The 25,465-nt window shown below is 59.1% G+C and carries 23 protein-coding genes and 4 tRNA genes; 5 read left to right on the top strand and 22 right to left on the bottom strand.

What is annotated here, in order from left to right:
• Positions 1-87: 87 nt before the first annotated feature.
• The 11 genes from rpoB to AB8B29_RS05170 all read right to left on the bottom strand — a co-directional run bounded on the left by rpoB (position 88) and on the right by AB8B29_RS05170 (position 11,150).
• On the bottom strand, positions 88-4,230 hold the full coding sequence (gene rpoB / locus AB8B29_RS05220; RefSeq protein WP_037201284.1) for a DNA-directed RNA polymerase subunit beta: 4,143 nt from the start codon (positions 4,228-4,230) through the stop codon (positions 88-90).
• Positions 4,231-4,493: 263 nt separating this feature from the next.
• Entirely contained in the window at positions 4,494-4,871 is a 378-nt protein-coding gene (rplL, locus tag AB8B29_RS05215; protein WP_034486692.1) for a 50S ribosomal protein L7/L12, read from the bottom strand.
• Between the two features lie 58 nt (positions 4,872-4,929).
• Complete coding sequence (gene rplJ, locus AB8B29_RS05210) at positions 4,930-5,448, bottom strand: 50S ribosomal protein L10 (protein WP_034513455.1); 519 nt, start codon at positions 5,446-5,448, stop codon at positions 4,930-4,932.
• Positions 5,449-5,777: 329 nt separating this feature from the next.
• On the bottom strand, positions 5,778-6,476 hold the full coding sequence (gene rplA, locus AB8B29_RS05205) for a 50S ribosomal protein L1 (protein ID WP_037201285.1): 699 nt from the start codon (positions 6,474-6,476) through the stop codon (positions 5,778-5,780).
• A 4-nt stretch (positions 6,477-6,480) separates the two neighbouring features.
• The gene (gene rplK / locus AB8B29_RS05200; protein ID WP_037201287.1) at positions 6,481-6,912 is read right to left on the bottom strand and encodes a 50S ribosomal protein L11; all 432 of its coding nucleotides are present in this window, start codon (positions 6,910-6,912) and stop codon (positions 6,481-6,483) included.
• A 212-nt stretch (positions 6,913-7,124) separates the two neighbouring features.
• Entirely contained in the window at positions 7,125-7,655 is a 531-nt protein-coding gene (nusG, locus tag AB8B29_RS05195) for a transcription termination/antitermination protein NusG (protein WP_034513460.1), read from the bottom strand.
• 18 nt (positions 7,656-7,673) lie between these two features.
• Positions 7,674-7,874 (bottom strand): preprotein translocase subunit SecE, encoded by a 201-nt coding sequence (secE, locus tag AB8B29_RS05190; RefSeq protein WP_034513461.1) that lies wholly within the window; start codon positions 7,872-7,874, stop codon positions 7,674-7,676.
• A 198-nt stretch (positions 7,875-8,072) separates the two neighbouring features.
• Positions 8,073-8,148 (bottom strand) — tRNA-Trp (locus AB8B29_RS05185).
• 214 nt (positions 8,149-8,362) lie between these two features.
• Positions 8,363-9,238 (bottom strand): 3-deoxy-manno-octulosonate cytidylyltransferase, encoded by an 876-nt coding sequence (locus AB8B29_RS05180; protein WP_081938879.1) that lies wholly within the window; start codon positions 9,236-9,238, stop codon positions 8,363-8,365.
• A 5-nt stretch (positions 9,239-9,243) separates the two neighbouring features.
• On the bottom strand, positions 9,244-9,930 hold the full coding sequence (locus AB8B29_RS05175; protein WP_037201288.1) for a glycosyl transferase: 687 nt from the start codon (positions 9,928-9,930) through the stop codon (positions 9,244-9,246).
• A gap of 326 nt (positions 9,931-10,256) precedes the next feature.
• Positions 10,257-11,150: an NAD-dependent epimerase/dehydratase family protein gene (locus tag AB8B29_RS05170; protein WP_037201290.1), complete on the bottom strand. Its 894-nt coding sequence runs from the start codon at positions 11,148-11,150 to the stop codon at positions 10,257-10,259.
• Between the two features lie 143 nt (positions 11,151-11,293).
• Between AB8B29_RS05170 and AB8B29_RS05165 the strand changes: the two genes are divergently transcribed.
• A complete protein-coding gene (locus tag AB8B29_RS05165) occupies positions 11,294-11,800 on the top strand; it encodes a GrpB family protein (RefSeq protein WP_037201291.1) in 507 nt (168 codons plus the stop codon).
• Positions 11,801-11,833: 33 nt separating this feature from the next.
• On the opposite strand, the gene AB8B29_RS05160 is transcribed toward AB8B29_RS05165, so the two are convergent.
• The 5 genes from AB8B29_RS05160 to AB8B29_RS05140 form a co-directional block, all read right to left on the bottom strand.
• On the bottom strand, positions 11,834-12,343 hold the full coding sequence (locus AB8B29_RS05160; protein ID WP_047640969.1) for an AAA family ATPase: 510 nt from the start codon (positions 12,341-12,343) through the stop codon (positions 11,834-11,836).
• Positions 12,344-12,413: 70 nt separating this feature from the next.
• Positions 12,414-13,589, bottom strand: a complete 1,176-nt coding sequence (gene tuf, locus AB8B29_RS05155; protein ID WP_034507401.1) for an elongation factor Tu — start codon at positions 13,587-13,589, stop codon at positions 12,414-12,416.
• A gap of 406 nt (positions 13,590-13,995) precedes the next feature.
• Positions 13,996-14,418 carry a DUF3597 domain-containing protein gene (locus AB8B29_RS05150; protein WP_047553219.1) on the bottom strand — a complete coding sequence of 141 codons (423 nt, stop codon included), beginning with the start codon at positions 14,416-14,418 and terminating at the stop codon, positions 13,996-13,998.
• A gap of 307 nt (positions 14,419-14,725) precedes the next feature.
• Positions 14,726-14,799: transfer RNA gene (locus AB8B29_RS05145), tRNA-Gly, on the bottom strand.
• A gap of 26 nt (positions 14,800-14,825) precedes the next feature.
• Positions 14,826-14,910 (bottom strand) — tRNA-Tyr (locus AB8B29_RS05140).
• Positions 14,911-15,109: 199 nt separating this feature from the next.
• Between AB8B29_RS05140 and rlmB the strand changes: the two genes are divergently transcribed.
• From rlmB to AB8B29_RS05125, 3 genes are all read left to right on the top strand, one after another.
• The gene (rlmB, locus tag AB8B29_RS05135) at positions 15,110-16,018 is read left to right on the top strand and encodes a 23S rRNA (guanosine(2251)-2'-O)-methyltransferase RlmB (RefSeq protein WP_047553216.1); all 909 of its coding nucleotides are present in this window, start codon (positions 15,110-15,112) and stop codon (positions 16,016-16,018) included.
• A gap of 39 nt (positions 16,019-16,057) precedes the next feature.
• Positions 16,058-16,756 (top strand): protease inhibitor Inh/omp19 family protein, encoded by a 699-nt coding sequence (locus tag AB8B29_RS05130; RefSeq protein ID WP_047640960.1) that lies wholly within the window; start codon positions 16,058-16,060, stop codon positions 16,754-16,756.
• Positions 16,757-16,867: 111 nt separating this feature from the next.
• Positions 16,868-17,662 carry a class I SAM-dependent methyltransferase gene (locus AB8B29_RS05125; RefSeq protein ID WP_037201304.1) on the top strand — a complete coding sequence of 265 codons (795 nt, stop codon included), beginning with the start codon at positions 16,868-16,870 and terminating at the stop codon, positions 17,660-17,662.
• A gap of 11 nt (positions 17,663-17,673) precedes the next feature.
• Here the strand turns inward: AB8B29_RS05125 and AB8B29_RS05120 are convergent, their stop codons facing one another.
• From AB8B29_RS05120 to AB8B29_RS05110, 3 genes are all read right to left on the bottom strand, one after another.
• Complete coding sequence (locus AB8B29_RS05120) at positions 17,674-17,967, bottom strand: hypothetical protein (RefSeq protein ID WP_051964339.1); 294 nt, start codon at positions 17,965-17,967, stop codon at positions 17,674-17,676.
• Positions 17,968-18,113: 146 nt separating this feature from the next.
• Positions 18,114-18,383: a hypothetical protein gene (locus tag AB8B29_RS05115; RefSeq protein WP_037201307.1), complete on the bottom strand. Its 270-nt coding sequence runs from the start codon at positions 18,381-18,383 to the stop codon at positions 18,114-18,116.
• Positions 18,384-18,514: 131 nt separating this feature from the next.
• Positions 18,515-18,590: transfer RNA gene (locus AB8B29_RS05110), tRNA-Thr, on the bottom strand.
• Positions 18,591-18,758: 168 nt separating this feature from the next.
• Here AB8B29_RS05110 and AB8B29_RS05105 point away from each other — a divergent pair.
• Positions 18,759-19,532, top strand: coding sequence for an NAD kinase (locus AB8B29_RS05105; RefSeq protein WP_037201309.1), 774 nt, complete (start codon positions 18,759-18,761; stop codon positions 19,530-19,532).
• 69 nt (positions 19,533-19,601) lie between these two features.
• On the opposite strand, the gene prfB is transcribed toward AB8B29_RS05105, so the two are convergent.
• From prfB to AB8B29_RS05090, 3 genes are all read right to left on the bottom strand, one after another.
• Positions 19,602-20,733, bottom strand: a protein-coding gene (prfB, locus tag AB8B29_RS05100; RefSeq protein ID WP_112442694.1) for a peptide chain release factor 2 whose coding sequence is annotated in 2 segments (ribosomal slippage) — positions 19,602-20,663 and positions 20,665-20,733 — 1,131 coding nt in all. Because the reading frame shifts where the segments join, the coding sequence is not laid out codon by codon here.
• Between the two features lie 126 nt (positions 20,734-20,859).
• Positions 20,860-23,319, bottom strand: a complete 2,460-nt coding sequence (locus AB8B29_RS05095; protein WP_047640963.1) for a penicillin-binding protein 1A — start codon at positions 23,317-23,319, stop codon at positions 20,860-20,862.
• 258 nt (positions 23,320-23,577) lie between these two features.
• Positions 23,578-24,828 (bottom strand): N-acetylmuramoyl-L-alanine amidase, encoded by a 1,251-nt coding sequence (locus AB8B29_RS05090; protein ID WP_439006673.1) that lies wholly within the window; start codon positions 24,826-24,828, stop codon positions 23,578-23,580.
• Between the last annotated feature and the right edge of the window lie 637 nt (positions 24,829-25,465).

The following is a 25,465-nucleotide window of genomic DNA, read 5'->3' as shown; positions in this document are numbered from 1 at the left end:
GCGAAACCGTCCCCGCCTGGCGCTACCCGAAATAGGGTGCCGGCTGGAACGGTGCGCGCTGACGGACAGCGCGCACCCTATCGACTGTTACTCGGCCGCATCCGGAAGCTGGTTCGCCGTCTGCAGATCGTCGATCTTGGAATTTTCCAACTCGACGCTGAGACCCAGCGAACGCATTTCCTTGACGAGAACGTTGAAGCTTTCCGGAATGCCCGCCTCGAAGGTATCGTCGCCACGGACAATGGCTTCGTAGACCTTGGTGCGGCCGGCCACGTCGTCCGACTTGACCGTGAGCATTTCCTGCAGCGTGTAGGCTGCACCGTAAGCTTCGAGCGCCCAGACTTCCATTTCGCCGAAGCGCTGACCGCCGAACTGCGCCTTACCGCCCAACGGCTGCTGGGTGACGAGCGAGTAAGGACCGATCGAACGGGCGTGGATCTTGTCGTCGACAAGGTGGTTCAGCTTCAGCATGTAGATGTAGCCAACCGTGACCTGACGGTCGAACTGCTCGCCGGTACGACCGTCGTACAGCGTCGACTGGCCGGTCTGCTTGAGACCTGCCATGACCAGCATCTCGTTGACATCGGCTTCGCCGGCGCCGTCGAAGACCGGGGTCGCGATGGACACGCCACGCTTCCACTGGTCGGCCAGACGCAGAACCGATGCATCGTCATACTCGTGAACGTCGTCGCTCTTCGGACCGTCGCCGACGACCATGTCGATCGTCTTGCGCAGAGGTTCGATGTTGCCGCTCGCCTTGTAAGCTTCGATCAGCTCGCCGATCTGACGACCCATGCCGGCGCAAGCCCAGCCGAGGTGCGTCTCGAGGATCTGACCAACGTTCATGCGCGAGGGAACGCCGAGCGGGTTCAGCACGATGTCGACATGCGTGCCGTCTTCGAGGAACGGCATGTCTTCGACCGGCACGATACGCGATACGACGCCCTTGTTGCCGTGACGACCGGCCATCTTGTCGCCCGGCTGGATCTTGCGCTTCACAGCGACGAAGACCTTGACCATCTTCATGACGCCCGGAGGCATTTCATCGCCGCGCTGGACCTTCTCGACCTTGTCCATGAAGCGCTGTTCGAGGCGCGACTTGGATTCGTCGTACTGGCCACGCAGGGCTTCGAGTTCGCCCTGGACCTTCTCGTCCTCGACGGCGAACATCCACCACTGCGAACGCGGATACTCCGAAACGACGGCGTTCGACAGTTCCGTGCCCTTCTTGAAGCCCTTCGGACCGGCAAGAGCAACCTGACCACGCAGCATTTCGACCAGGCGGCCGTAGACGTTGCGGTCAAGGATCGCCTGCTCGTCGTCGCGGTCCTTCGCGAGACGCTCGATCTCTTCGCGCTCGATCGCCATGGCGCGTTCGTCCTTCTCAACGCCGTGGCGGTTGAAGACGCGAACTTCGACGACCGTACCGTAGGTGCCGGGCGGCATGCGCATGGAAGTGTCGCGAACGTCGGATGCCTTTTCACCGAAGATGGCGCGCAGAAGCTTTTCTTCCGGCGTCATCGGGCTTTCGCCCTTCGGCGTGATCTTGCCGACGAGGATATCGCCCGGCTGGACTTCGGCGCCGATGTAAACGATGCCGGCTTCGTCCAGGTTCTTCAGCGCTTCTTCCGAAACGTTCGGAATGTCGCGGGTGATTTCTTCCGGACCGAGCTTGGTGTCGCGCGCCATCACTTCGAATTCCTCGATGTGGATGGAGGTGAACACGTCATCGGCAACGATACGCTCGGAGAGCAGGATCGAGTCTTCGTAGTTGTAGCCGTTCCACGGCATGAACGCGACGAGCACGTTCCGGCCGAGCGCCAGATCGCCGAGGTCGGTCGAGGGACCATCCGCCAGGATGTCGCCCTTGTTGACCACGTCGCCGACGGTGACCAGCGGGCGCTGGTTGACGCAGGTGTTCTGGTTCGAACGCTGGAACTTCATCAGGCGATAGATATCGACGCCGGACTTCGACGGATCGAGATCTTCCGTGGCGCGGATAACGATACGCGTCGCGTCGACCTGGTCGACCACACCGCCGCGGCGAGCGCCGATAGCAGCACCCGAGTCACGCGCGACGACCGGCTCCATGCCGGTGCCGACGAACGGAGCTTCGGCGCGCAAGAGCGGCACGGCCTGACGCTGCATGTTCGAGCCCATGAGAGCACGGTTGGCGTCGTCGTTTTCCAGGAACGGGATCAGCGCGGCTGCGACCGAAACCAGCTGCTTCGGCGAGACGTCCATCAGGTTGATGTTGTCGCGCGGAGCGAGCATGACTTCGCCGGCATGACGGCAAACGACGAATTCTTCGATGAAGGAACCTTCAGCGTCGAGCTCTGCGTTGGCCTGGGCAACGTAGTACTTCGCCTCTTCCATGGCGGAGAGGTAGAGCACGTCGTTGGTCACCTTACCGTCGATGATGCGGCGATAAGGGCTTTCGATGAAGCCGTACTTGTTGACGCGGGCGAAGGTCGCCAGCGAATTGATGAGGCCGATGTTCGGACCTTCCGGCGTTTCGATCGGGCAAATACGACCGTAGTGCGTCGGGTGCACGTCGCGGACTTCGAAGCCGGCGCGCTCGCGGGTCAGACCGCCCGGGCCGAGAGCCGAAAGACGGCGCTTGTGGGTGATTTCCGAAAGCGGGTTCACCTGGTCCATGAACTGCGACAGCTGCGAGGAACCGAAGAATTCGCGAACGGCTGCAGCCGCCGGCTTCGCGTTGATCAGATCCTGCGGCATGACCGTGTCGATTTCGATCGAGGACATACGTTCCTTGATCGCACGCTCCATGCGCAGCAGGCCGAGACGGTACTGGTTCTCCATCAGCTCGCCGACCGAACGGACGCGGCGGTTGCCGAGGTTGTCGATGTCGTCGATTTCGCCCTTGCCGTCGCGCAATTCGACCAGCATCTTGACCACGGCCAGGATGTCGTCCTTGCGCAGGACGCGAACGGTGTCGGCAACGTCGAGGTCGAGGCGCATGTTCATCTTGACGCGGCCGACGGCGGAGAGATCGTAACGCTCCGCATCGAAGAACAGCGAGTTGAACATGGCTTCGGCCGACTCCATGGTCGGCGGCTCACCCGGGCGCATGACGCGATAGATGTCGAACAGAGCGTCCTGACGGTTCTCGTTCTTGTCGGCAGACAGCGTGTTGCGGATGTAGGCGCCGACATTGATATGGTCGATGCCGAGAACCGGAATTTCTTCGAAACCAGCCTTCAGGATGACCGGCAGGGTCTTCTCGTCGATTTCGTCGCCGGCTTCGAGATAGATCTCACCGGTCCGAAGGTTGACGATATCCTCCGCCAGGAACAGGCCGTACAGCTCTTCGTCCGTCGCCTTCAGGGCCTTGAGGCCCTTGTCCTGCAGCTGACGCAGCAGACGCGGGGTCAGCTTCTTGCCGCCTTCGACCACGACTTCGCCGGTGTCGGCGTCGATCATGTCGGTAACGGTCTTGGCGCCCTTCAGCGTTTCCGCGTTGAAGGGAATGCGCCAGCCATCGCCGGAGCGCTGGTAGAGCGACTTCGTATAGAAGGTCGACAGGATTTCTTCGCCATCCATGCCGAGCGCCATCAGCAGCGACGTCACCGGAATCTTGCGGCGGCGGTCGATACGGGCGTAGACGATGTCCTTGGCGTCGAATTCGATGTCGAGCCAGGAACCGCGATACGGGATGACGCGGGCGGCAAAGAGCAGCTTGCCGGAAGAATGGCTCTTGCCCTTGTCGTGATCGAAGAAGACGCCCGGCGAACGGTGCATCTGCGATACGATCACGCGCTCGGTACCGTTGACGATGAAGGTACCGTTGTTCGTCATGAGCGGCATGTCGCCCATGTAGACGCTCTGTTCCTTGATGTCCTTGATGGACTTCGCGCCCGTATCCTCATCGATATCGAACACGATCAGACGGAGAGTGACCTTCAGCGGCGCGGCATAGGTCAGGTCGCGCTGGCGGCACTCGTCGACGTCGAACTTCGGCGGTTCGAATTCATACGATACGAACTCCAGCATCGAAGCGCCGGAGAAATCGGTGATCGGGAAAACCGACCTGAAAACGGCCTGAAGACCTTCGTCCGGGCGGCCGCCCTTCGGCTCTTCGACCATCAGAAACTGATCGTAGGACGCCTTCTGAACCTCGATGAGGTTCGGCATCTCTGCGACTTCGGGAATCTTACCAAAAAACTTGCGTACGCGCCTGCGCCCATTGAACGAAAGGGTCTGAGCCATCGTCGCTCCTTTAAAATCCTGCACCCGGGCCTGCAACGGATGGGAACCGCTGGCCAGGCGATCCCATCAATCAATGAGTAGTCCAATCTCGTCTAACTAATCGAAAACCGCTCGGCACGGATTGCGTCGCGGTTCGATTTGAGACCATCCTCTTGAAGAACCCATTACCCAAAAGCCGGTTTGCCTGCGGCTTTTGGGTAATTCGTTCAGAAAAACGGCAAATGGGAGGCGGCAAAAAGCCACCTCCCAAAGCAGTTTCAAGCTTACTTGACGTCGACCTTTGCGCCGGCGTCTTCGAGCTTCTTCTTGATGTCAGCGGCTTCAGCCTTGGAAACGCCTTCCTTGACAGCCTTCGGAGCAGCTTCGACGAGGTCCTTAGCTTCCTTGAGGCCGAGGCCGGTGATAGCGCGGACTTCCTTGATGACGTTGATCTTGTTCGCGCCAACATCCGTGAGGATGGCGTCGAATTCGGTCTTTTCTTCTTCAACGACAGCAGCAGCGGCAGCACCACCAGCGGCAGCAACAGCTACCGGAGCAGCGGCGGAAACGCCCCACTTTTCTTCGAGAAGCTTGGACAGTTCTGCGGCTTCGAGAACGGTCAGCGAGGAGAGGTCGTCTACGATCTTTGCGAGATCAGCCATTTTTGTAGTTCCTTTTGTTCGGTTCGAACTGGTTGATTATGAACAGCGAAAAACCGCCTTACGCGGCTTCGTCCTTCTTGGCGTAGGCCGAGAACACGCGAGCAAGCTGACTTGCCGGCGCTGCAACAACACCTGCGATGCGGGTAGCCGGAGTCTGGATCATGCCCAGCAGCTTCGCGCGCAGCTCGTCCAGCGAAGGCAGGGTCGCGAGCGACTTCACACCTTCGGGGTTGAGCGTTGTTGTTCCCATGGCGCCGCCCAAGACAACGATCTTATCGTTGCCCTTGGCGAAATCCACGACGACCTTCGGAGCGGTAATCGGATCAGTGCTGTATGCGATCAGCGTCTGACCGGTGAAGAGATCGGAAATCCCTTCCGCGTCCGTGCCCTGAAGAGCAATTTTGGCCAGGCGGTTCTTCGCGACTTTGATAGTGCCGCCAGCAGCGCGCATCTTCGAACGAAAATCGTTCATCTGAGCGACTGTAGCACCAGCATAGTGGGCCACGACAACTGAGCCCGAAGCCTTGAAGACTTCGTTCAGTTCCGTGACGAATTCGCGTTTTTCCGCTCTTTCCACTGCTTTTCTCCAGTTGACAGGACCGGGTTAACGGACCTGCCGGGTTGCCTTTTGCCTCATGGGATCAAGTAGATCCCAAGCGACGCTTGAGGATCCTGTCCCCTCGCGCTCGAGCCTGACGGCTCCAAGGCACAAGGCATCCAAGGCTCGAACCGAGTTCATCGAAGCAACGCTTCTTCAAAATTCGGGTCTTACCCGTCTCATGCAGGCTTAAGTGATTAAGGGATAACCACCTGCAATCTCGGACAGGAATTCCGGATTTCTCCGGAAATCCCGGCCCCGAAAGGCCGGGAATTCTTGAGTGCCGGGCAAGATGCCCGGCATAATCATCAGGCGCTCGGCGCCGTAACCGTCGACAGCTCGATCTTGACACCCGGACCCATGGTCGAGGAGATCGCTACGCGCTTCAGGTAGTTGCCCTTGGCGCCAGCCGGCTTTGCCTTGATGACGGCGTCGGCGAAGGCGCGGATGTTTTCTTCCAGAGCCTTGGCGTCGAAGGAAGCCTTGCCGATGCCGGCATGGACAATACCAGCCTTCTCGACGCGGAACTCGACAGCGCCGCCCTTGGAAGCTTCGACGGCAGACTTTACGTCCATCGTGACGGTACCGACCTTCGGGTTCGGCATCATGCCGCGCGGGCCGAGAACCTTACCGAGACGGCCGACGAGCGGCATCATGTCCGGGGTCGCGATGCAACGATCGAAGTCGATCTTGCCGCCCTGAACGATTTCGACCAGGTCTTCCGCGCCAACGATGTCAGCGCCTGCAGCCTTGGCTTCATCAGCCTTGACGCCACGAGCGAAGACGGCAACGCGAACCGTGCGGCCCGTGCCGTTCGGCAGGTTGACGACGCCGCGAACCATCTGGTCGGCGTGACGCGGGTCAACGCCGAGGTTCATCGCGATTTCGACGGTTTCGTCGAACTTGGCGACGGCACGTTCCTTGACCATGTTGATGGCCAGATCCAGAGCATAAAGCTTGGTCGGATCAACGCCTTCACGAGTCTTTTGAATACGCTTTGCTACCATGGTCTCAACCCACCACTTCCAGGCCCATGGCGCGGGCGGAGCCCTCGATCATGGCCATTGCGCCTTCGATATCGGCGGCGTTCAGATCCTTCATCTTGGCTTCGGCGATAGACTTCACCTGAGCCTTGGTCAAAGTGCCAGCCTTGGCGCCCTTGCCCGGGGTCTTCGAGCCGGACTGGATCTTTGCTTCCTTCTTCAGGAAGTAGCTGACCGGCGGCTGCTTCATGATGAAGGTAAAGGACTTGTCCTGGTAGTAGGTGATGACGACCGGGATCGGCATACCCTTTTCCATTTCCTGCGTGGCGGCATTGAACGCCTTGCAGAATTCCATGATGTTAATGCCACGCTGACCAAGCGCAGGACCGATCGGCGGCGACGGATTCGCCGAGCCGGCCTTAACCTGCAGCTTGAGCTGGCCTGCAACTTTCTTAGCCATTTCTCTCTGCCTTTCTGAATGGCCGGTCTCCCGGCCCACGATGCCGGATCGCTCCGGCGGCTGCGGTTGCGTGGTGCGGATTAAAGACCTGGCTAAGGCCCCACCCTTCCACGCGGATTGCGGCTGCGCCGCGAGATATAAGTAAGCATTTACTTATATCCAAACTCATTGGAAAGATCAGCAATCAAACTGATCTTTCCGGACGGAAACGATCAAACCTTCTCGACCTGACTGTATTCCAGCTCGACCGGCGTAGCGCGGCCGAAGATCGAGACCTCCACCTTCAGGCGCGAACGCTCTTCGTCCACATCCTGAACCGTGCCGTTGAACGAGGCGAACGGACCATCGGAAACGCGGACCTGCTCGCCGATCTCGAAGGATACCGAAGCCTTCGGCCGCTCGACGCCTTCCTGGACCTGACCGAGAATGCGCTCGGCTTCATAATCCGGAATCGGAACGGGTTTATTGTCGGAGCCCAGGAAGCCAGTGACCTTCGGCGTATTCTTGATCAGGTGGTAAGCTTCATCCGTCAGGTTGGCGCGAACCAGCACATAACCCGGGAAAAACTTACGCTCGCTATCGACCTTGCGACCGCGACGCACTTCGACGACCTTTTCAGTCGGCACGAGGATCCGTTCGAACAGATGCCCGAGACCCTTCTGCCTGGCTTTCTCCTCGATGGATTCAGCCACTTTCTTTTCAAAATTAGAATAAGCGTGAACGATGTACCAACGTGCCGCCATGTTCATCTCCACCCGATATCAGTTGCCGGTATTCAGCACATAGCTGAGTATCCAGCCAATGAGCTGGTCGGCAGCAAAGAAAAACAACGAGGCGAAAACAACCATGACAAGTACCATCACCGTCGAGATCATCGTCTCACGGCGTGATGGCCAAGTGATTTTCGACGTCTCGGAGCGAACTTGCTGCAGAAACGCTAGTGGATTCGTTTTGGATGCCATTGACTGCCCACGCAATTACGGCGCGTAAAGCTGAACATATCAGCCCCACGCACCGCGTGTCTGTTGAACCCTACATAAACACCGATTCCCAATTTAACAAGAGGCAATCCAGTGTTTTCGAAAATTTGCCGTCAAAACGGCATGCTCCCTCAACTTGAAAAGCAGCGAAATAACCGCGCCAATCAAATCAAAGGAAAGTGGCAGGGGCAGCAGGGCTCGAACCTACGACCTGCGGTTTTGGAGACCGCCGCTCTACCAACTGAGCTATACCCCTTCATTCTTCGAGTATTTACATCAAGCGGTGGACCGCCTGAGCAGTTCGAAGACATGGCGCTCCCTTTAAGACGGGACGAAACGATTGGCAAGAGCGTTTTTCGCTTTTTCCCAATCGAGCCCGCAGCTTCGCGGCATGCAGCCCAGCACGGTCAATAGCGCCGCCGCGCAGAACCATTGCGGAAGGCGCCGAAAAGGCGCCTCTCGCTGCGCCGCTACTCCCCAGGCGAACCCTTCGGCTTCCGCTTCAGAAATTTTGGCCTGAGACGGCGCAGGAAATTATCCGTCGAACGAATCACATTGGTCAGCGAAATCAGCTTGTCCACTTCCGCATCCGCGTTGCCCAATCGCTCGGACAGCACTTCCGCGGCGGCCAGCGAAATCTCAGCCGATGGTATTTCGGAAAAACGTTCGGCCAGCCTGATATAGGGATTAAGGGAAACGCCGCCATGAATGGTGATCTTCCCGAGACGCGCGAAGAGGCGCAGGAAGGTTTGCTCGAAGGTCCAGTCATGGGCGGAGACCACCCTCCACTTCTGGCTACGCCTCGCCGAAAAACCGGCAAGAACGATGGCTCCGGGTAGCTTCAAATCGCTGAGCCATAGCGCCATGGCGAAACCGCTGGTCGGGGTCTTGCCTTCCGTATAGAAATCGGAGCAGAAACCGACCAGATCGAGATGGCCTGTCGGCGCGCCCTGAAAGTCGGCGGCCGGATTGAGCTTCTCCTCCGGGCCGAGGCGGATGTTCATGATGCCGAGGAAATATTCCTTCGGGAAGAATTTGACGACCTCGCCCACCTCGCCCCGATAGACGATATTCGCACCGCGCGGCTGGCCGCGCGAGATCAGCAGCGAGTGCCCGGGGAAAGGACGGTCCAGGACCTTGTAGACCTTATTGAAGAAGACGAAGAGCGCTGTCGGCGGAAACTGCGCCTGCAGGCTTCCCATGTCGACCGCGTCGCTATTGGCGACCAGCACGATATGAGAATAGGCCGCCAGCAGGGGGCGCCATTCGTCGGCGCTGCTCAGGCCAGCCGCGGAGCCCGCGGCCGGGAGGCCGGCATCCGCGGCCCCTGTCGGCTCTTGTCTCAACTTGCTCACTTCTGCTGTACGTGCAGCATACGCTCACGCATGGCAAACCATTCCTCGGCGTAATCGTCGTTGCGGTATTCGTCGAAATACGGGCCGCCGTCGGTGAAATGCACCAGCTTGGCATCCTCGCGGTAGTCGTATTCATTGACGAGATAATTCCAGGTCACCGGCACCTCGCCGATCTGGTCGTCGCTTTCCAGCCACTTGAACTGATGGAGTTCAAGGCCGGTGGCCGTGTTGACGAAGTCTTTCGTCAATGCCTTGCACTTGGCATTGTTGAACAGGATCATGCTCGACCAGTTCTTTTTCGCGTACTTGGTCTGCGTCTGGCCGAGGAACTTGGTTTCGATCTTCGGCTGGTAATCGTGCTTGACGCACATGGCCGCATAGCGATCGTCGCGCAGCGCCCAGAGTTCGGCGATATCGGTGCGGGCCAGCATGTCGCAATCCATGAAGATGCTCCAGCCCTCATAGTCGCTGAGGTAGGGCACCAGGAAGCGCGAGAAGGAAAACTCGGTCGACTGCAGCGCATTACGCTCGCGCGTGAAAATGCCGCTCAGATTGTTGAGCACGATCGGCGAGAATACCACCGGGATCGAGGACCGCTCGATGATGCTCTGGGCGAGGACGTGATAGGCCACGACCTCCTTGGAATCGAAACCGACAAAAATACGTGCAACACTATCCTTCATGACACCTCCGAAACGGCTGACCCCTTGAGAGCCAGCCGGCAAACCATTTTTCGTAGCGACGCAAACTGCCGCGATTCCATCCCCAAAGCACCAGAGCCGGGGGATGTTCGTTCGAAACAGGGGCGCGAATATGCCGTACCACCCGCTGCAATCTCCAGGAGATACCCAGCATACGCAACCCTACTTAAATAAACGGGGATATTTGTCGAGTGTTTGCGGAAGCATTTTTGGTTATGCTGCGTAACAAATGGAGAGGCTTCGTACTTGGTCGACGCCTCTGCCGGGCACCGCGAGAGCGCCCGGTCCTATTCGGAGGTCACGCAGCTTCAGACCTTCACATATCGCCGCCAGTCGTGCTCTTCCTTGAAACCGAGGACTTCGCGGATCTTGCGGTTGGAAAGCAAGCCTTCATATTCGCCGATCTCACGGGTGAAAGGCACGTTCGGATAGTGCCTGGCGGCGAGTTCGCGCGAGGGCGTGTTGGCTGAAACCGTGTCGTTGGCGGCGTTGAATACCTGGAAGCCGAGGCCGCTTTTTTCGATGCAGAGGTGAACGATCTGGCCGAGATCGCGGGCGTCGATATAGCTCCAGGCGATACGCTTGCGGATCCCGCTGTCGGCGAAATATTCCGGGAAGCGCTCATATTCGTGGGGCTCGATGACGTTGCCGATGCGCAGCGCATAGATGTCGATGCCGAAGCGCTCGGCGAAGGCCCGCGCCGTCTTTTCATTCAGAACCTTGGACAGGCCATAGGAATCCATCGGATTGACGTCATAGTCCTCCTCCAGCGGGAACTGATGGAAATCGCGATGGCCTTCGGCGAAGCAGACGCCGTAGGTCGTTTCGCTTGAGGCAACGATGATCTTCTTCACGCCGAGCTTCGCCGCCGCCTCGATGACGTTATAGGTGCTCATCGTGTTGATGCGAAACGTCTCGTTGTCGGGCTTCAGCAAGATGCGCGGGACGGCTGCGAAATGCACGACGGCATCGAAGGGCTGCACGCCCCTGCCCTGATCGAGATCGGGGAAATCCCGATGCATGGTCAGGACGTTATAGACTTGTCCCGAATCGGTGACATCGGCCTGCAGATTGGTGACGCCGGGGCTGTTCAGCGGCACGAGATCGATGTTGTGGACTTCGTAACCGGCCTCGACCAGCCAGGGCACGGTGTGGCGTCCGGCCTTGCCGCTGCCGCCAGTAAACAGAATGCGCTTCTTCATGAAATCTCCTCCGGATAAAATCCTAGCGATAGGTAGACCTTTTCGGCTTTTTCGCAAGGCAGGTGCGGCGGTTGGAATCACTTGACCGACGTGCTTGCGGTGGAATTGATGTGTCAGGCGATCATTGAAGGGGTGGAAAACGAATGCGCCCGATCACGCTCGTCGAATACGATCCGGCATGGCCCGCGCTCTTTGAGGACCGCCGCGAGACGATCAGTACCCTGCTCGGCCATCCTGCCCAAATCTATCATATCGGCAGCACCGCCGTCCCCGGAATGCGAGCCAAGCCCAAGCTTGATATCGATGCCGTTCTTGCATCGGAAGATGCAAGGGTCGATGCAACCGAACGCCTGAAGAAGGCCGGCTATCGCTTTCACGGCGATCTGCACGGTGCCGACAGATGGGCTTTCACCATGGACGAAAAGCCCTACGGCACGCGCCTCTACCTTTGCCTGCCCGGCAATGGCGCCCATCACGAGCGCATCCTTTTCCGCGATCATCTTCGCACTCATCCGGAGATCGCGGCAAGCTATGCCGCATTGAAGCAGCGATTGGCGGAAGAGGCCAACGGCGATTGGGATCATTATACTGAAGGAAAAGCTGATTTCGTCGCCGACGTCGTCCGCCGCGCCATCGCGGAGCTGATTTAAGCGCCGTTCATCAACGAATGGTGACAAATTGCATTACCTATGCAGATGCTGCAAAACCCGCGCGGCACTCTGCTCGATCGAAAGGCGACTTGTATCGAGAATCCCGCAGCCTTGCGCCAAGGCTTCATTGCGCAGATAGGTTGCCCAGTTCATCATCTCCGCATTGGCCAGCTCTGGCTGGCCGCGCTCCATCGTCAACCGATGCGTTCTCGCCGCATCGTCGCAATCGACCAATAACAGTTTGTATTCATTGATCTTTGCTGCCGCGATAGCTTCAATGACGAAGGACATCCGCATCTGTCCCTCGAGCAGCGCCGCCTCACCCCTCCGGACATGTGGGGCAAGACGTGCCAGCCACTCCATGGTTTTGGCGCGCTGCCAGGCCTCCGGCGAGCCATGATCTTGGATCATGACGTCAAGTGCGGGGACGCCGATGCTGTCAAAATGATGGACGGTCACCTCAAGCGCATGATCCCTCGCTATCGCCTGCGCGATCGTCGTCTTGCCCGAGCCCGAGGCGCCCGTCAGAATGATCAATCCCATGGCACTTCCCCCAATACAAAAGGCCCCGCTGTTTCCAGCGGGGCCTTCTTATAAAGGAATAATCCGAGGATTATTCGACGATGGATGCGACGATGCCTGCGCCGACGGTACGGCCGCCTTCGCGGATGGCGAAGCGCAGCTTTTCTTCCATCGCGATCGGCACGATCAGCTCAACGGCAACCGTGACGTTGTCGCCCGGCATGACCATTTCCGTGCCTTCCGGAAGCGTCACGATGCCGGTGACATCCGTCGTGCGGAAGTAGAACTGCGGACGGTAGTTCGTGAAGAACGGCGTATGACGGCCGCCTTCTTCCTTCGTCAGGATGTAGGCTTCGGCCATGAACTTCTTGTGCGGCTTCACAGAACCCGGCTTGCAAAGAATCTGACCACGCTCGACGCCGTCACGGTTCACACCGCGGATCAGCGCGCCGATGTTGTCGCCGGCCTGGCCCTGATCGAGCAGCTTGCGGAACATTTCAACGCCGGTCACCGTCGTCTTCGACGTCGGACGAATGCCGACGATCTCGACTTCTTCACCAACCTTGACGATACCGCGCTCGACGCGGCCCGTCACAACCGTACCACGGCCAGAGATCGAGAACACGTCTTCGATCGGCATCAGGAACGGCTGGTCGATCGGACGCTCAGGCGTCGGGATGTAGGCGTCAACAGCCGCCATCAGCTCGCGGATCGCGTCTTCGCCGATCTTCTTGTCCGAATCTTCAAGTGCTGCCAGAGCCGAACCCTTGACCACCGGAATGTCGTCGCCCGGGAAGTCGTAGGACGACAGTAGTTCGCGAACTTCGAGCTCGACCAGCTCCAGAAGCTCGGCGTCGTCAACCTGGTCGACCTTGTTCAGGAACACGACGATTGCCGGAACGCCAACCTGGCGAGCAAGCAGGATGTGCTCGCGCGTCTGCGGCATCGGGCCGTCGGCAGCCGAGCAAACCAGGATCGCGCCGTCCATCTGAGCGGCACCGGTGATCATGTTCTTCACATAGTCGGCGTGGCCGGGGCAGTCGACGTGCGCATAGTGACGGGCCGGCGTCTCGTATTCGACGTGAGCCGTCGAGATCGTGATGCCACGTGCCTTTTCTTCCGGGGCAGCGTCGATCTGGTCATACGCCTTGTACTCGCCGAAGTACTTCGTGATCGCTGCCGTCAGAGACGTCTTGCCGTGGTCAACGTGCCCAATCGTACCAATGTTAACGTGCGGCTTATTGCGCTCAAACTTACTCTTTGCCATTTGAATGCTTCCTATGAACGTAATGAGTGACCCCGGCGAACCGGTTTAGTGCCGCCGTTTAAGGCTTTCGTCGCGTTTGCGCAAGACTTAATTGCAGGGCCTATTCCGGGCGAAGCCTGGTCGATGGCGCGGGATCCGCAGCCCTCGATATTCATTCGCCGCCCAAGGTTCGCCGGCCGATCCGGAAAGATATAAAAGCGTTTGCCGGTTCAATGGCTTAGATAGGCACGCGCCGGCATGAATTCCAGTGCCGGATGCAGGAATGGAAGCATTCATCGGGTAACGCCACTCATCAATGCAAAGCGCCCTCTCCCGGTGGGAAAGGGCGCAGAGCAATTAGGCGACGACAAATCGTCGTCTATAACGATCGATGTCCGGTGCCGTCAGCACCGAAGCCCAGCGCTTGTCAGTCGAGAAGCTCGGCCGGCACCTTGCCGCCATTGTCCGCGAGCTTCTTCAGAAGCGCCTTGTGGAGAAATATGTTCATCTTGGCGGAATCGCCGGCATCACCGGTATAACCCAGTTCCTGCGCCAGCTCCTTGCGCTCCGAAAGGCTCGCGTCCATGCCGAGCGCCTTCATCAGATCGACGATCGAATGTTTCCAGTCGAGCTTCTGGCCACTCTTCTTGACGGCCGCGTCGAGGATCGAGGCGATATCGACCGGAGCGGCCGGCGCGCTGGTCGCAGGCGATGTTGCTGCCGTGGTCGCTGAAGGAGCCGGCGTCGGCGCAGGGGCCGGGTTGGCGGTTGCCGCTGTGGTCTGCGTCGGTGCCGGAGCAGCCTTTGCCTCTCCCCAGATTGCACCCTTGATCTTGTCGAAAATACCCATTTCCGTTCTCCCGTTTCGGTTGCCTGAGCAATATCTAACGCTCGCGTTGATATAAGCAACCCTTCATGTCAACTGTGCAAAGACGGGTGAGCGCGGGAGACCGAACCTCACGATTCCCGGGCCAAGGTGATACGCATTACCGCAGCCGGGGCGGCGGCACAGCGCGCCATCGTGGCTGTCGAGACCGCCGACGCGGAATTTTTCGGGCCGGTGGGCGAGGCACAACTCGCCGGTCTGCTGCGGCAATTGCCAGCGAGATCCGCTAAGGCAATAAGTAGCTGTCCGAATGACTAAAAATTTCGAGACTTGGAGCGGGTAGCGGGAATCGAACCCGCGTATTCAGCTTGGAAGGCTGCTGCTCTACCATTGAGCTATACCCGCGCGGGTGGTCAAGATCCTGTGCGGAATGGTGGAGGGAGTTGGATTTGAACCAACGTAGGCTGAGCCAACGGATTTACAGTCCGTCCCCTTTAACCACTCGGGCATCCCTCCAGTATTCCGACTGGATCTTGCGACCAAGTTTGCTCGACCGTGGCGTCGCCGCCGTGATCTGCGCCGCGTATATGACCGGACGACTTCCGTCTGTCAACATAAGGAATTGCCAAAAATGACGAAAAAATTTCAGCCTGTGAGAAAAGCGCGGCGGCGAAAGAGGGCTATGCGCCCGGGAAGGCGCTGGTTATAAAGCCGCATGAGCAAAGACAAAACATCCGGCCGCTCCGGCCCCGATAACACCACCGACGACAAGTCGGCCAAGGACACGCATTACGCCACCCTGCGTCGCGCACATCGCGATGCCAAGCGCGAGCGCGGCGAAATCCCGACGCCACAGCCGCAGAAGCGAAAGCGGCCCAGCGCGGATGATTGGAAGCCTCCGGCGCTCGCGCCCGATCAGGTCCTTCTTTACGGCCTGCATACGGTTCGCGCCGCCCTTGCCAATCCCGAGCGCAAGAACATCAAGCTGTCGACGACGCAGAATGCGCTGGTGCGGCTGGAGGTCGGCCCGGTCGACGCGCTTGGCATTCCCGTTGAGATCGTCTCACCGCAGGATATCGACAAGGTGCTGGGCCCTGAAGCAATCCACCAGGGCGTAATGCTGGAAACGCGCCCCCTGCCCGTGCGCCGCCTCGAGGCGCTGAAGGACAGCCCGCTGCTGCTGGTTCTCGACCAGGTGACCGACCCGCACAACGTCGGAGCGATCATGCGCTCGGCCGTAGCCTTCGATGCGGGGGCCGTGATCACCACCCAGCGCCACAGCCCGACCGAATCAGGTGTGCTGGCAAAATCCGCCTCGGGCGCGCTCGAGCTCATACCTTATATACAGATCACCAATCTCGCCGATGCGCTCAGTGAGCTGCATCGCCTCGGATTCACCACCATCGGCCTTGATTCGGAAGGCCCCGCGCCGCTCGAGGGTACCTTCAGCGGCGACAAGGTCGCCCTGGTGCTCGGCTCCGAGGGCAAGGGACTGCGCCAGAAAACGCGGGAAACGGTAAATGCGCTGGCGCGGCTCGACATGCCGGGCGCGATCAAATCGCTCAATGTCTCGAACGCAGCTGCGATCGCGCTCTATGCGGCGCGGTCCTATCTGAAAATCTAGCGGCACTGCGGCTGCCGCAGCAAGTTGGGGGAATTTGCTTTGATCCGCATTCTTGGCCTTACGGCGCTCTCCGCCGCCCTTGTTCTCACAATCGGTCAGCCGGCACGCGCAGTTGACGACGAACTCGTCAAGGCTCAAGCTGGCGCATGGCTGGTTGCGCCCGAAAACGGCGCCAAAGGCTGCCGTCTGACCTTCGAGACCCGCGCGATCTCCGGCGGCTACGCCATAAGCGGGGCGGAAGCCTGCGCGGCGGCCCTGCCCGCGCTCTCCAAGGCAAGCGCCTGGAATTTCACCGATGACGGTGCGCTCACTATCGTCGATGCCGCAGCGAAGGCGCTCATCCGGTTCCAGCAGGAAGAAGGCTCCCCCTGGGAGAGCGACGCAGGCGATCCCACATGGCTGTTGCCGGCGCTCGACGACGTCGATCACGTGCCGACCGTCGCAAGCCTTGCCGGAGCGTGGCGCATCCAGCGGCCGGACGGCAAACCGGTCTGCGACATCACGCTGACCACGGACAAGGATCCGGACGGCACCGCCAAGATGTCACCTAGCGGGGACTGCGCAAGCGAGATCGGCGATCTCAAGCTTTCGCTCTGGGCAACCGAAGGCTTCGGCCTGGTGATGCTCGGCAATGACGGCTCCTCGCTTTCCTTCGATATGAAGCCGGACGGCAGTTTCCAGAAATCCGACGAAGAGGAAGGCGAGCCGCTGTTGCTGGTGCGCAAACAGGGCGGCTGAACGCCTGAAAACGCGCCATGGGTTGACCTCCCGGAAATGTGACTATGTGTTATGGAACCAGCTCAAAGGCTGGAAACGATTGTCACATAACGCAGGGTTGGTGCGGCGCGCATGGTACTACCGAATATCCGAAAGTTCATTTTCCACGATCTACGCAGCGTGGAGGGATATATCGATCCGCCCGATGCGCTTGTTTATCTTTCACTCCTGGAATGGCAAAACCAGAACGATCTTGATGGCGGCATCGCGGAAATAGGCATCTATTTCGGCCGCTCCTATTTTCTGCTGAAGAAGATTGCAGGGCCTGACGCCAGCGTGCTCGGCATCGACCTCTTCGATATTGGAGATACGGCGGACGGCATCTCCGAGCAGTATCGCCTCTTTCTCGAAAACGGAGACAGGCTCGGCCTGCCCGTGGACGAGGAACTGCTCGTTGTCGGCGACAGCGCGGACGTATCGCCAAGTGATATCGTCGACAAAGTCGGCGCGGTGCGCTTCTTCAGCGTCGATGGCGGCCACAGCCTGTCCAATTTGGTCAGCGATAGCAGCCTGGCGAAGGACACCCTCGCCGATCACGGCGTCATTATCTTTGACGACACCTTCAATCCCGCCTGGCCGGAAGTGACAGTCGGGGTCGCCGATTTCCTCCGCGAGAACGACGAGATCTTCTCCGCCTTCTGCATGACCAAATACAAGACCTATGTCTGTCGGCGGGAATTTCACGACCTCTATCGCGCAGCCATAGAACAGGCGCCGCACCTCGGAGCCTTCGAATTGGCGGAAACGCATTTTCTGGGGTCCGACGCCGTGCGCCTGCACAATCCCTTCAGCCGGCGTCTTCTCTACGAGCTCATGACCCGTTCCGGCATGGGTGCCATTTCCGAACGCGCCTATCGCTGCCATTAGAGCGGCAATGTTCAGCGAAGGGCAATCGGCGTCACGTGCCAAGCCGATTGCCGCCAGAGCGATCTTTGGGTAACCGGACATCCCTCCTGCAGCTTCGACCACGAGGTGACATTGAGGTTCATCTCGCATTGCGCGAGATAGCTCTTGCCGCCCACGGTCATGCAGGCGACCTCGCCGACCGCATGCTGCTTACCATCCGTATTCTTGCAGTAGCAATTCTCGCCGGCCAACGCCGACACGCTGGTAATCACCGCGATCGCAACAAGCGGCAATCCCAAGACGACATACCTCGATGTCTTGCGCATGAACATATCCTCACCCGCCACTGACGAGATGAGTGTATGCCTATTGCAAACATTGTAAATGAGCCCGCATTTTAAGGCATTGGCCCAATGAAGCCCCGGCGGAGAGCCGAGGCGCAATTTGAAGCCGGCAGAGCCGCTGGGGCCCGCTAGTGAACCGCCGGATCCGCTTCGTCGAAAAATGACCTGATGCCATCGCGTGCAATCGTTGCCAGGAATTCGTCGAAAGCTTCACGGTCGGTCGCGAAGGGCTCCTCCCATTCGATCAGATCCTCTTCCGGCGTGATGACTTCCATCCGCCAGTCGGCATTGCTGCCTGCCGGACGAAAGATATCGACCAAAACGGTCACATCGTCATCGGTGAACTCACCCGAGAGCTCGGAGTGTTCGAGTTTAGGCTTCTTGGGCTTGAGGGTCATGTTTTTCCAAGGACACGATGTTGTTGATGATCGTTGCGAACGTCCCGAAGGCGTCGGCATCTACATATTGGTCTGCTGCCGCCGGTTTTCCATACCAGCGATAACACGGCCACCATATTCTTGAAAAGATCTGGTGCCCCCGGCAGGGTTCGAACCCGCGACCCCCTGATTACAAATCAGGTGCTCTACCAACTGAGCTACAAGGGCACATCGGCATGCCAAGTAGCAGATTTTGATTTCCTGTAAAGAGAAAATCGGCCGCCTTCCCCATGATCCCTCGCACAAGAGCGGATTGGGGATTCACCAGTCTTTACAAAACGTCTTGTCGCATAGGGGGAATATCATTACGTAGTACGATCATTAAAAGGACATTGCATGTCGCGTAGTTTTCAATCTGTTTGTTTTCTCGCCTCAACTGCGCCGGAAGCATTGGAGGCACAGGAAGAGCTGATTCGCCTCTATGGCCAGACGCCGCAGCAGGAAGCGGATGTCGTCGTGGCGCTCGGCGGCGACGGCTTCATGCTCCAGACGCTGCACAAGACGATGAATTCCGGCAAGCGCGTCTATGGCATGAATCGCGGCTCCATCGGCTTCCTGATGAACGACTACCGCACGGATTGCCTGGCGGAGCGCATTGACGCAGCTGTGGAAAATGCTTTTCATCCGCTGCAGATGAGCACCCGTAACGAGGATGGCAGCACTTCGGTCGCGCTTGCCATCAACGAGGTGTCGCTTTTTCGCCAATCCTATCAGGCGGCGAAGCTCAAGGTCGAGATCGATGGGCATGTGCGCCTGCCGGAGCTGATCTGCGACGGCTTGATGGTCACGACGCCTGCTGGCTCCACAGCCTACAATCTTTCGGCGCACGGCCCCATTCTTCCACTGGAAGCGCCGCTGCTTGCCATGACGCCCGTCAGCGCCTTCCGCCCCCGCCGCTGGCGCGGCGCTCTCTTGCCGAACAAGGTGTCGATCGACATCACCGTGCTGGAGCCGGAAAAAAGACCGGTCAATGCCGTTGCCGACAATGCCGAGGTCAAATCGGTACTGAGCGTGCGAATCGCCCAGACCGAGGACACGACCGCGCGCATCCTTTCCGATCCGGATCGCTCCTGGTCAGAGCGGATACTTGCGGAACAATTTTCGGATTGAAGCCGATCGCATGGCCACATGAAAAAAGCCCCGTTTCCGGGGCTTTTGGTTATCTCGGTATATTTGAGGTTACTCGACGTCGTCGACAACCGCATCTGCCGCGCCGCTGATGCGGTGCGCGAGAGCGGCTTCCATGAACTCATTGAGATCACCGTCCAGCACATCGCTGGGAGCCGTGCTGGCGACGCCGGTGCGCAGATCCTTGACGAGCTGATAGGGCTGCAGGACGTAGGACCGGATCTGGTGACCCCAGCCGATGTCGGTCTTCGAAGCAGCTTCGGCATTGGCAGCCTCTTCCCGCTTCATCAGCTCCGCCTCGTACATGCGGGCGCGCAGCATGTCCCACGCCTTTGCGCGGTTCTTGTGCTGTGAGCGTTCCTGCTGGCACTGCACGACGATACCCGTCGGGATATGGGTGATGCGCACGGCCGAGTCGGTGGTGTTGACGTGCTGGCCGCCGGCGCCGGACGAACGGTAGGTGTCGATGCGGCAGTCGCTTTCGTTAATGTCGATCTGGATCGAGTCGTCGACGACGGGGTAGACCCAGATCGACGAGAAAGACGTGTGACGACGTGCGTTGCTGTCATAGGGTGAGATGCGGACCAGACGGTGAACGCCCGATTCGGTCTTCAGCCAACCATAGGCATTGTGGCCCTTGACCAGGAGCGTCGCCGACTTGATGCCGGCTTCTTCGCCATCATGGACTTCGAGCAGCTCCACCTTGAAACGCTGGCGTTCGGCCCAGCGGGTGTACATGCGCAGCAGCATGTTCGCCCAGTCCTGGCTCTCGGTGCCGCCGGCGCCCGAATGGACTTCGACATAAGTATCGTTGGAATCGGCCTCGCCCGAGAGCATAGCCTCCACCTGCCGGCGCGCAGCTTCCGCTTTCAGGCTCTTGAGGGCCTCTTCGGCTTCGCGGACGACATCGTCGTCGCCCTCTTCCTCGCCAAGCGCGATCAGGTCGATATTGTCGTTAAGCTGCTGTTCGAGCGCGCGTACGCCGCTGATGCCATCATCGAGATGCTGGCGCTCGCGCATGAGTTTCTGCGCTTCGGCAGCATCGTTCCAGAGGGTCGGGTCCTCTGACTTGTTGTTCAACCAGTCCAGTCGTCTTACCGCCTGGTCCCAGTCAAAGATGCCTCCTCAGCAGGCTTATGGCCTGCTTGGTTTCGTCGACTATTTTCTCGATTTCCGCTCGCATAATCCTGCTTCTTTATTCGGCGGTTCGATGTGAACCGTTGTTCAATTCAAAGAATGCTGGTGACATAGATATACATGCCGCGGGTGTAAAGCCCCGCGGCATGATGATCGGACAAATAGGATGGGATCAGAAGAGGCCGCCCGACCCTGAGGTAACAGCCTGGTTCGCCTGCGGCGACGTCCTCAGAATTTCCTCTGGCGCAACCTGCGCAGCCTCGCCGCCACCAATGACCGTCAAGCTCGTAGCCGGGCCGGTGCCGGGTTTGAAGGCTTCCATGATGGCGCTCGGATCGCCTGGTTCCGCCGCCATACCGGTCGCGCGATTGACAGCCATCATCGTCATGCCAGCCGGAACCTGGAATTTCTCCGGCGCCTCATCCTTCGTGGCAGCCTGCATGAATTCGTTGAAGATCGGCGCGGCAAGCCCGCTGCCGGTGCCACCCCTGCCGAGCGTGGCGGGGGTGTCGTAACCGACATACAGGCCGGCGACGAGGCTTGGCGTGAAGCCAACGAACCAAGAGTCCTTTTCATCGTTGGTCGTACCGGTCTTGCCGGCGACATCGGTGTTGAGCTTGATCTTGCCGGCCGCCGTACCGCGGATGATGACGCCCTGCATCATCGACGTGACCTGATAGGCGGTCATCGGATCGAGCACCTGCTCGCGATTGTCGGCGATCACAGGTTCGTCCTGATTTTGCCAGGCGCTGACATTGCAGCTGTCGCAGACGCGCTCCTCATGTTTGAAGATGGTCTTGCCGTAGCGGTCCTGAATGCGGTCGATCAGCGTCGGCTTGATCTGCTTGCCGCCGTTGGCGATGACCGAATAGGCCGAGACCATGCGCAGCACCGTCGTCTCGCCGGCGCCCAGCGACATGGCGAGAACCGGATTCATATGATCGTAGATCCCGAAGCGCTCGGCATATTCAGCGACGAGCGGCATGCCCATGTCGGCGGCGAGACGAACCGTCATCAGGTTGCGGGAATGTTCGATAGCGAAGCGCAGCGTGTGGACGCCCCCGCCCTCGCCTTCATAGTTTGTCGGTTTCCAGACATCCCCATTGCTGAGGGTGATCTGCAGCGGGTCATCGAGAATAACCGAGGCCGGCGTATAGCCGTTATCCATTGCCGCCGCGTAGACGAAGGGCTTGAACGACGAGCCCGGCTGACGTTTTGCCTGGGTTGCACGGTTGAACTCGGATTGCGCGTAAGAGAAGCCGCCGACCATGGCGAGCACACGGCCCGTATGCGGATCCATGACGACCAGGCCACCCTGTACCTTCGGCGGCTGGCGCAAGCGATAGGTGCTGGAATCGGCACCACCGGTTTTCTGCACGAAAATCACATCGCCCGCGCTCAGCACGCCGCTGGGTGATTTCACAGCCTTGCCGCCGGCCGAGCGGAAAGCCCAGCGCATGTCGGCTGCGGCGATCGTGCCACGCCTGCGATCCGTCGAAACCTTGCCGCCAGCATCGACGCTCGGCTGCAAACCGATATCGACGGCCTGATCGGACACGGAGAGTACGACGGCGACCTGCCATTCGGGAACGTCGCTCAAGGTCGGGACCTTGGCAAGCTCGACGCCCCAATCCTGCGACGTCGTGATCTGCTTGATCGGGCCGCGATAGCCGCGGCGCTCGTCATAATCGACGAGACCATCCTGCAAAGCCTTGCGCGCTTCCAGCTGCATCTGCGGATCGAGCGAGGTGCGAACCGAGAGACCGCCTTCATAAAGGGTCTTTTCGCCATATTGGTCGATCAATTGCCGGCGCACTTCTTCGGCAAAATAGTCCGAGGCAAACAGCGACGGACCGCTCTTTGGCGGCACGACGCCGAGCGGCTGCTTCTTGGCGTCCTCGCCATCGCTCTGGCTGACATAACCATTCTCCACCATGCGGTCGATCACCCAATTGCGGCGGGTGATCGCTGCTTCCGGACGGCGGAACGGATTGTAGTTGGAAGGACCCTTGGGGAGCGACGCGAGATAGGCCGCTTCGGCGATGGTCAGCTCGTTAACGGACTTGTCGAAATAGGTGAGCGAAGCGCCGGCGATGCCGTAAGAATTGAGGCCGAAGTAGATCTCGTTGAGATAGAGCTCTAGGATCTTGTCCTTGCTATAGGCCTGCTCGATGCGGAACGACAGAATCGCTTCCTTGATCTTGCGGTCGAAGGTCTGGTCCGCGGACAGCAGGAAGTTCTTGGCGACCTGCTGCGTGATGGTCGACGCGCCGACGAAGCGGCGGCCGGAGCCGATGTTCTGCAGGTTCACCACAACGGCGCGTGCCAGGCCGCCGACGTCGACGCCGGGATGATTGTAGAAATTCTTGTCTTCAGCGGAGAGGAAGGCGGCCTTGACGCGGTCAGGTATAGCCTGAATCGGCACGAAAAGTCTGTTCTCCCGCGAATATTCCTTCATCAGCGCGCCGTTGCCGGCATGAATGCGGGTCGTCACCGGAGGCGCATATTTCGCAAGCACTTCGTAATCGGGAAGTTCCTTGGAAACGACGCTCAGATAGATAGCCGCAGCCGCGGCAGCACCCAGAAACAGGAGGCAGCCCAGCCCAAAGAAATATCCAATCAGTCTGATCATGTGATACTACCGGTGCTTGTTCTTCATGCGGCATATGCGCGAGATCATCGCATAACCACGGGCGTTTTGCACGCCCGCGGTGTTAATGCAAGACGGCGACGAGACAAAGCCGTGTGCGACCCGCGGACGAACGATACTTTGCTGTAAAGGCGGGAATGTGAGCAAAATAGGGCTTGTCTCCGGTATTCCCAGTTTCATTAGGCGCTAATAATAGCAGCTGTTACATGGAAGCCACGTACGACCGGATGCATGACGCGGCTAGCCACCATTTGCGATGATCGATACGCGATATTGCTTCACGGCCTCTGTCAGCCGATCGACCACCTTTTGCCGCCAGTCGAGATCGAGCAGCAATTTCTCGTCGTCCTTGTTGGAGAGAAAGCCCAGTTCGAGCAGAATGGACGGAACGTCCGGCGCCTGCAGCACGCGGAAGCCGGCGTGGCGATGCGGATTATTGATCGTGGAGACCTGCCCATTGAACGAGGACAACACATCCTGCGCCAGTGAGATGGAGAAGGCCTGCGTCTCCCGCCGGGTCAAGTCCATCAGGATGTCGGTAACGGCGGGCGGCTGAGCCTGCGTTTCGGCGGCGGCGATCTGATCGGAATTGTTTTCGCGGTCGGCCACTTCGCCGGCGAGCCTGTCCGAAGCCTTGTCGGAGATAGTATAAACAGTCGCGCCGCGAATATCCTTCTGCTTGAGCGTATCGGCATGAAGGGAAATGAAAAGCGAGGCGTGATTCTGGCGGGCGATGGTCACCCGTTCCGACAGCGACAGATACTGATCCTTGTCGCGTACGAGAAACGCCTTGATGCCAGGCTGGGCATTCAGCTTGTCGGCGAACATCTTTGCGAAGGCGAGCGTGATGTCCTTTTCCTGCGTGACACCATCGCTGCCGGTCGCACCGGCGTCGATGCCGCCGTGGCCGGCATCGACAGCCACAAGAAAGGTGTTCGGATCGGCTTTTTGCGTCGATTCGACCGGGCCGACATCCTTTGCCGTATCATCGCTCGTCCAGCTCTGCTCTTTCACAAGCTCGGCGAATTGCTCGGCGGGCAGCATTTCGGCGTCGAGCACGAGGCGGCTGCCCTTACCGTCTTCATTGGCCTGCACCTTGGCCATGACCAGCTTCACGGGCTTTTTCGCCGTCAGAACGATTCGGGCGCTGTCTGCGTCCATCGTCCCGTAACGAATATCCTTGAAGAGACCGGCCGCCTTCAAATCCGCAGCCGGAAAACCGAAGGCAGTCGCCGGGAGATCGACCACGACGCGAACCGGATTGTCGAGATAATGAACCGAAAAGGTCGGCTCGCGATCCATGTCGATCACGATGCGCGTGCGGGCATCGTCGCCGGCGATACGGGCGCCAAAGGCCAGCACGGGATCGGCCGCCGCATTCGTCGCCGCGAACGGCAAAAACGCTGCCAGCATCATGAGGGCGAAGGTCGCCACCGCAAGTCGCAAAGCCCTCACGCCAGTCTCCGCCGCATGCCGCAATCCCTTTAACACGTGTCCAACGCGCCCCATATTGGTTTCGACGTTATTTTTGAAGTCCCATAACGGGAACCAAGTGTGACATGATGGCGCCGCCCGGCGATACGCCGGGAGAAGAATCAGAAGACGCCCTCCTTCATTCTCATCATCCGACGAATCCATCAATATTATGGCATACTTGGCTTTTCCCTTGCTATTGTGACAGATAAAACATACAACGCATATTAGGGTAGAAGTGTTGACGGGATAGAGTCGCCGCAAAGGCAGCCGCCTCGAGTACCAGGCGCCATAAGCGGCAGTCATCCGCCGTCTACAAGAGCTTCTGCTCCAACAGTGGATATCTGAATTTTCAGTCTTAGGCGGAAAATTCATCGGTGGAGAGCCGCCAAACGCTCTTTAGAGAGCAAATTCATCGGACCCGGTTGGGTCTAAGGCATAGTTGATCTCGCTTGGTTACGGATGTTACCGCAGCAGCTTTTTCAGGAAGTGAACAGACCCCAGGGAAGTAATGCCCCGGCTGCCGTCTGGATGCTGTCATCGCCGTACAACCAATCGCGACTTTCATTATCCGGTGCAGCAACGGCGGATCGCGTCCGGCTTGTCCCAGCGACAGGCAGGCCCCCATCCGGTTGCCCGCGCCGAGGAGCACAGC

It is taken from the genome of Rhizobium sp. 11_C7_N12_5, assembly GCF_051811145.1.
Lineage (GTDB): Bacteria > Pseudomonadota > Alphaproteobacteria > Rhizobiales > Rhizobiaceae > Rhizobium > Rhizobium lusitanum.
Note: the sequence above shows the minus strand (reverse complement) of the source record. Positions and strands in the feature narration are given on the sequence as shown.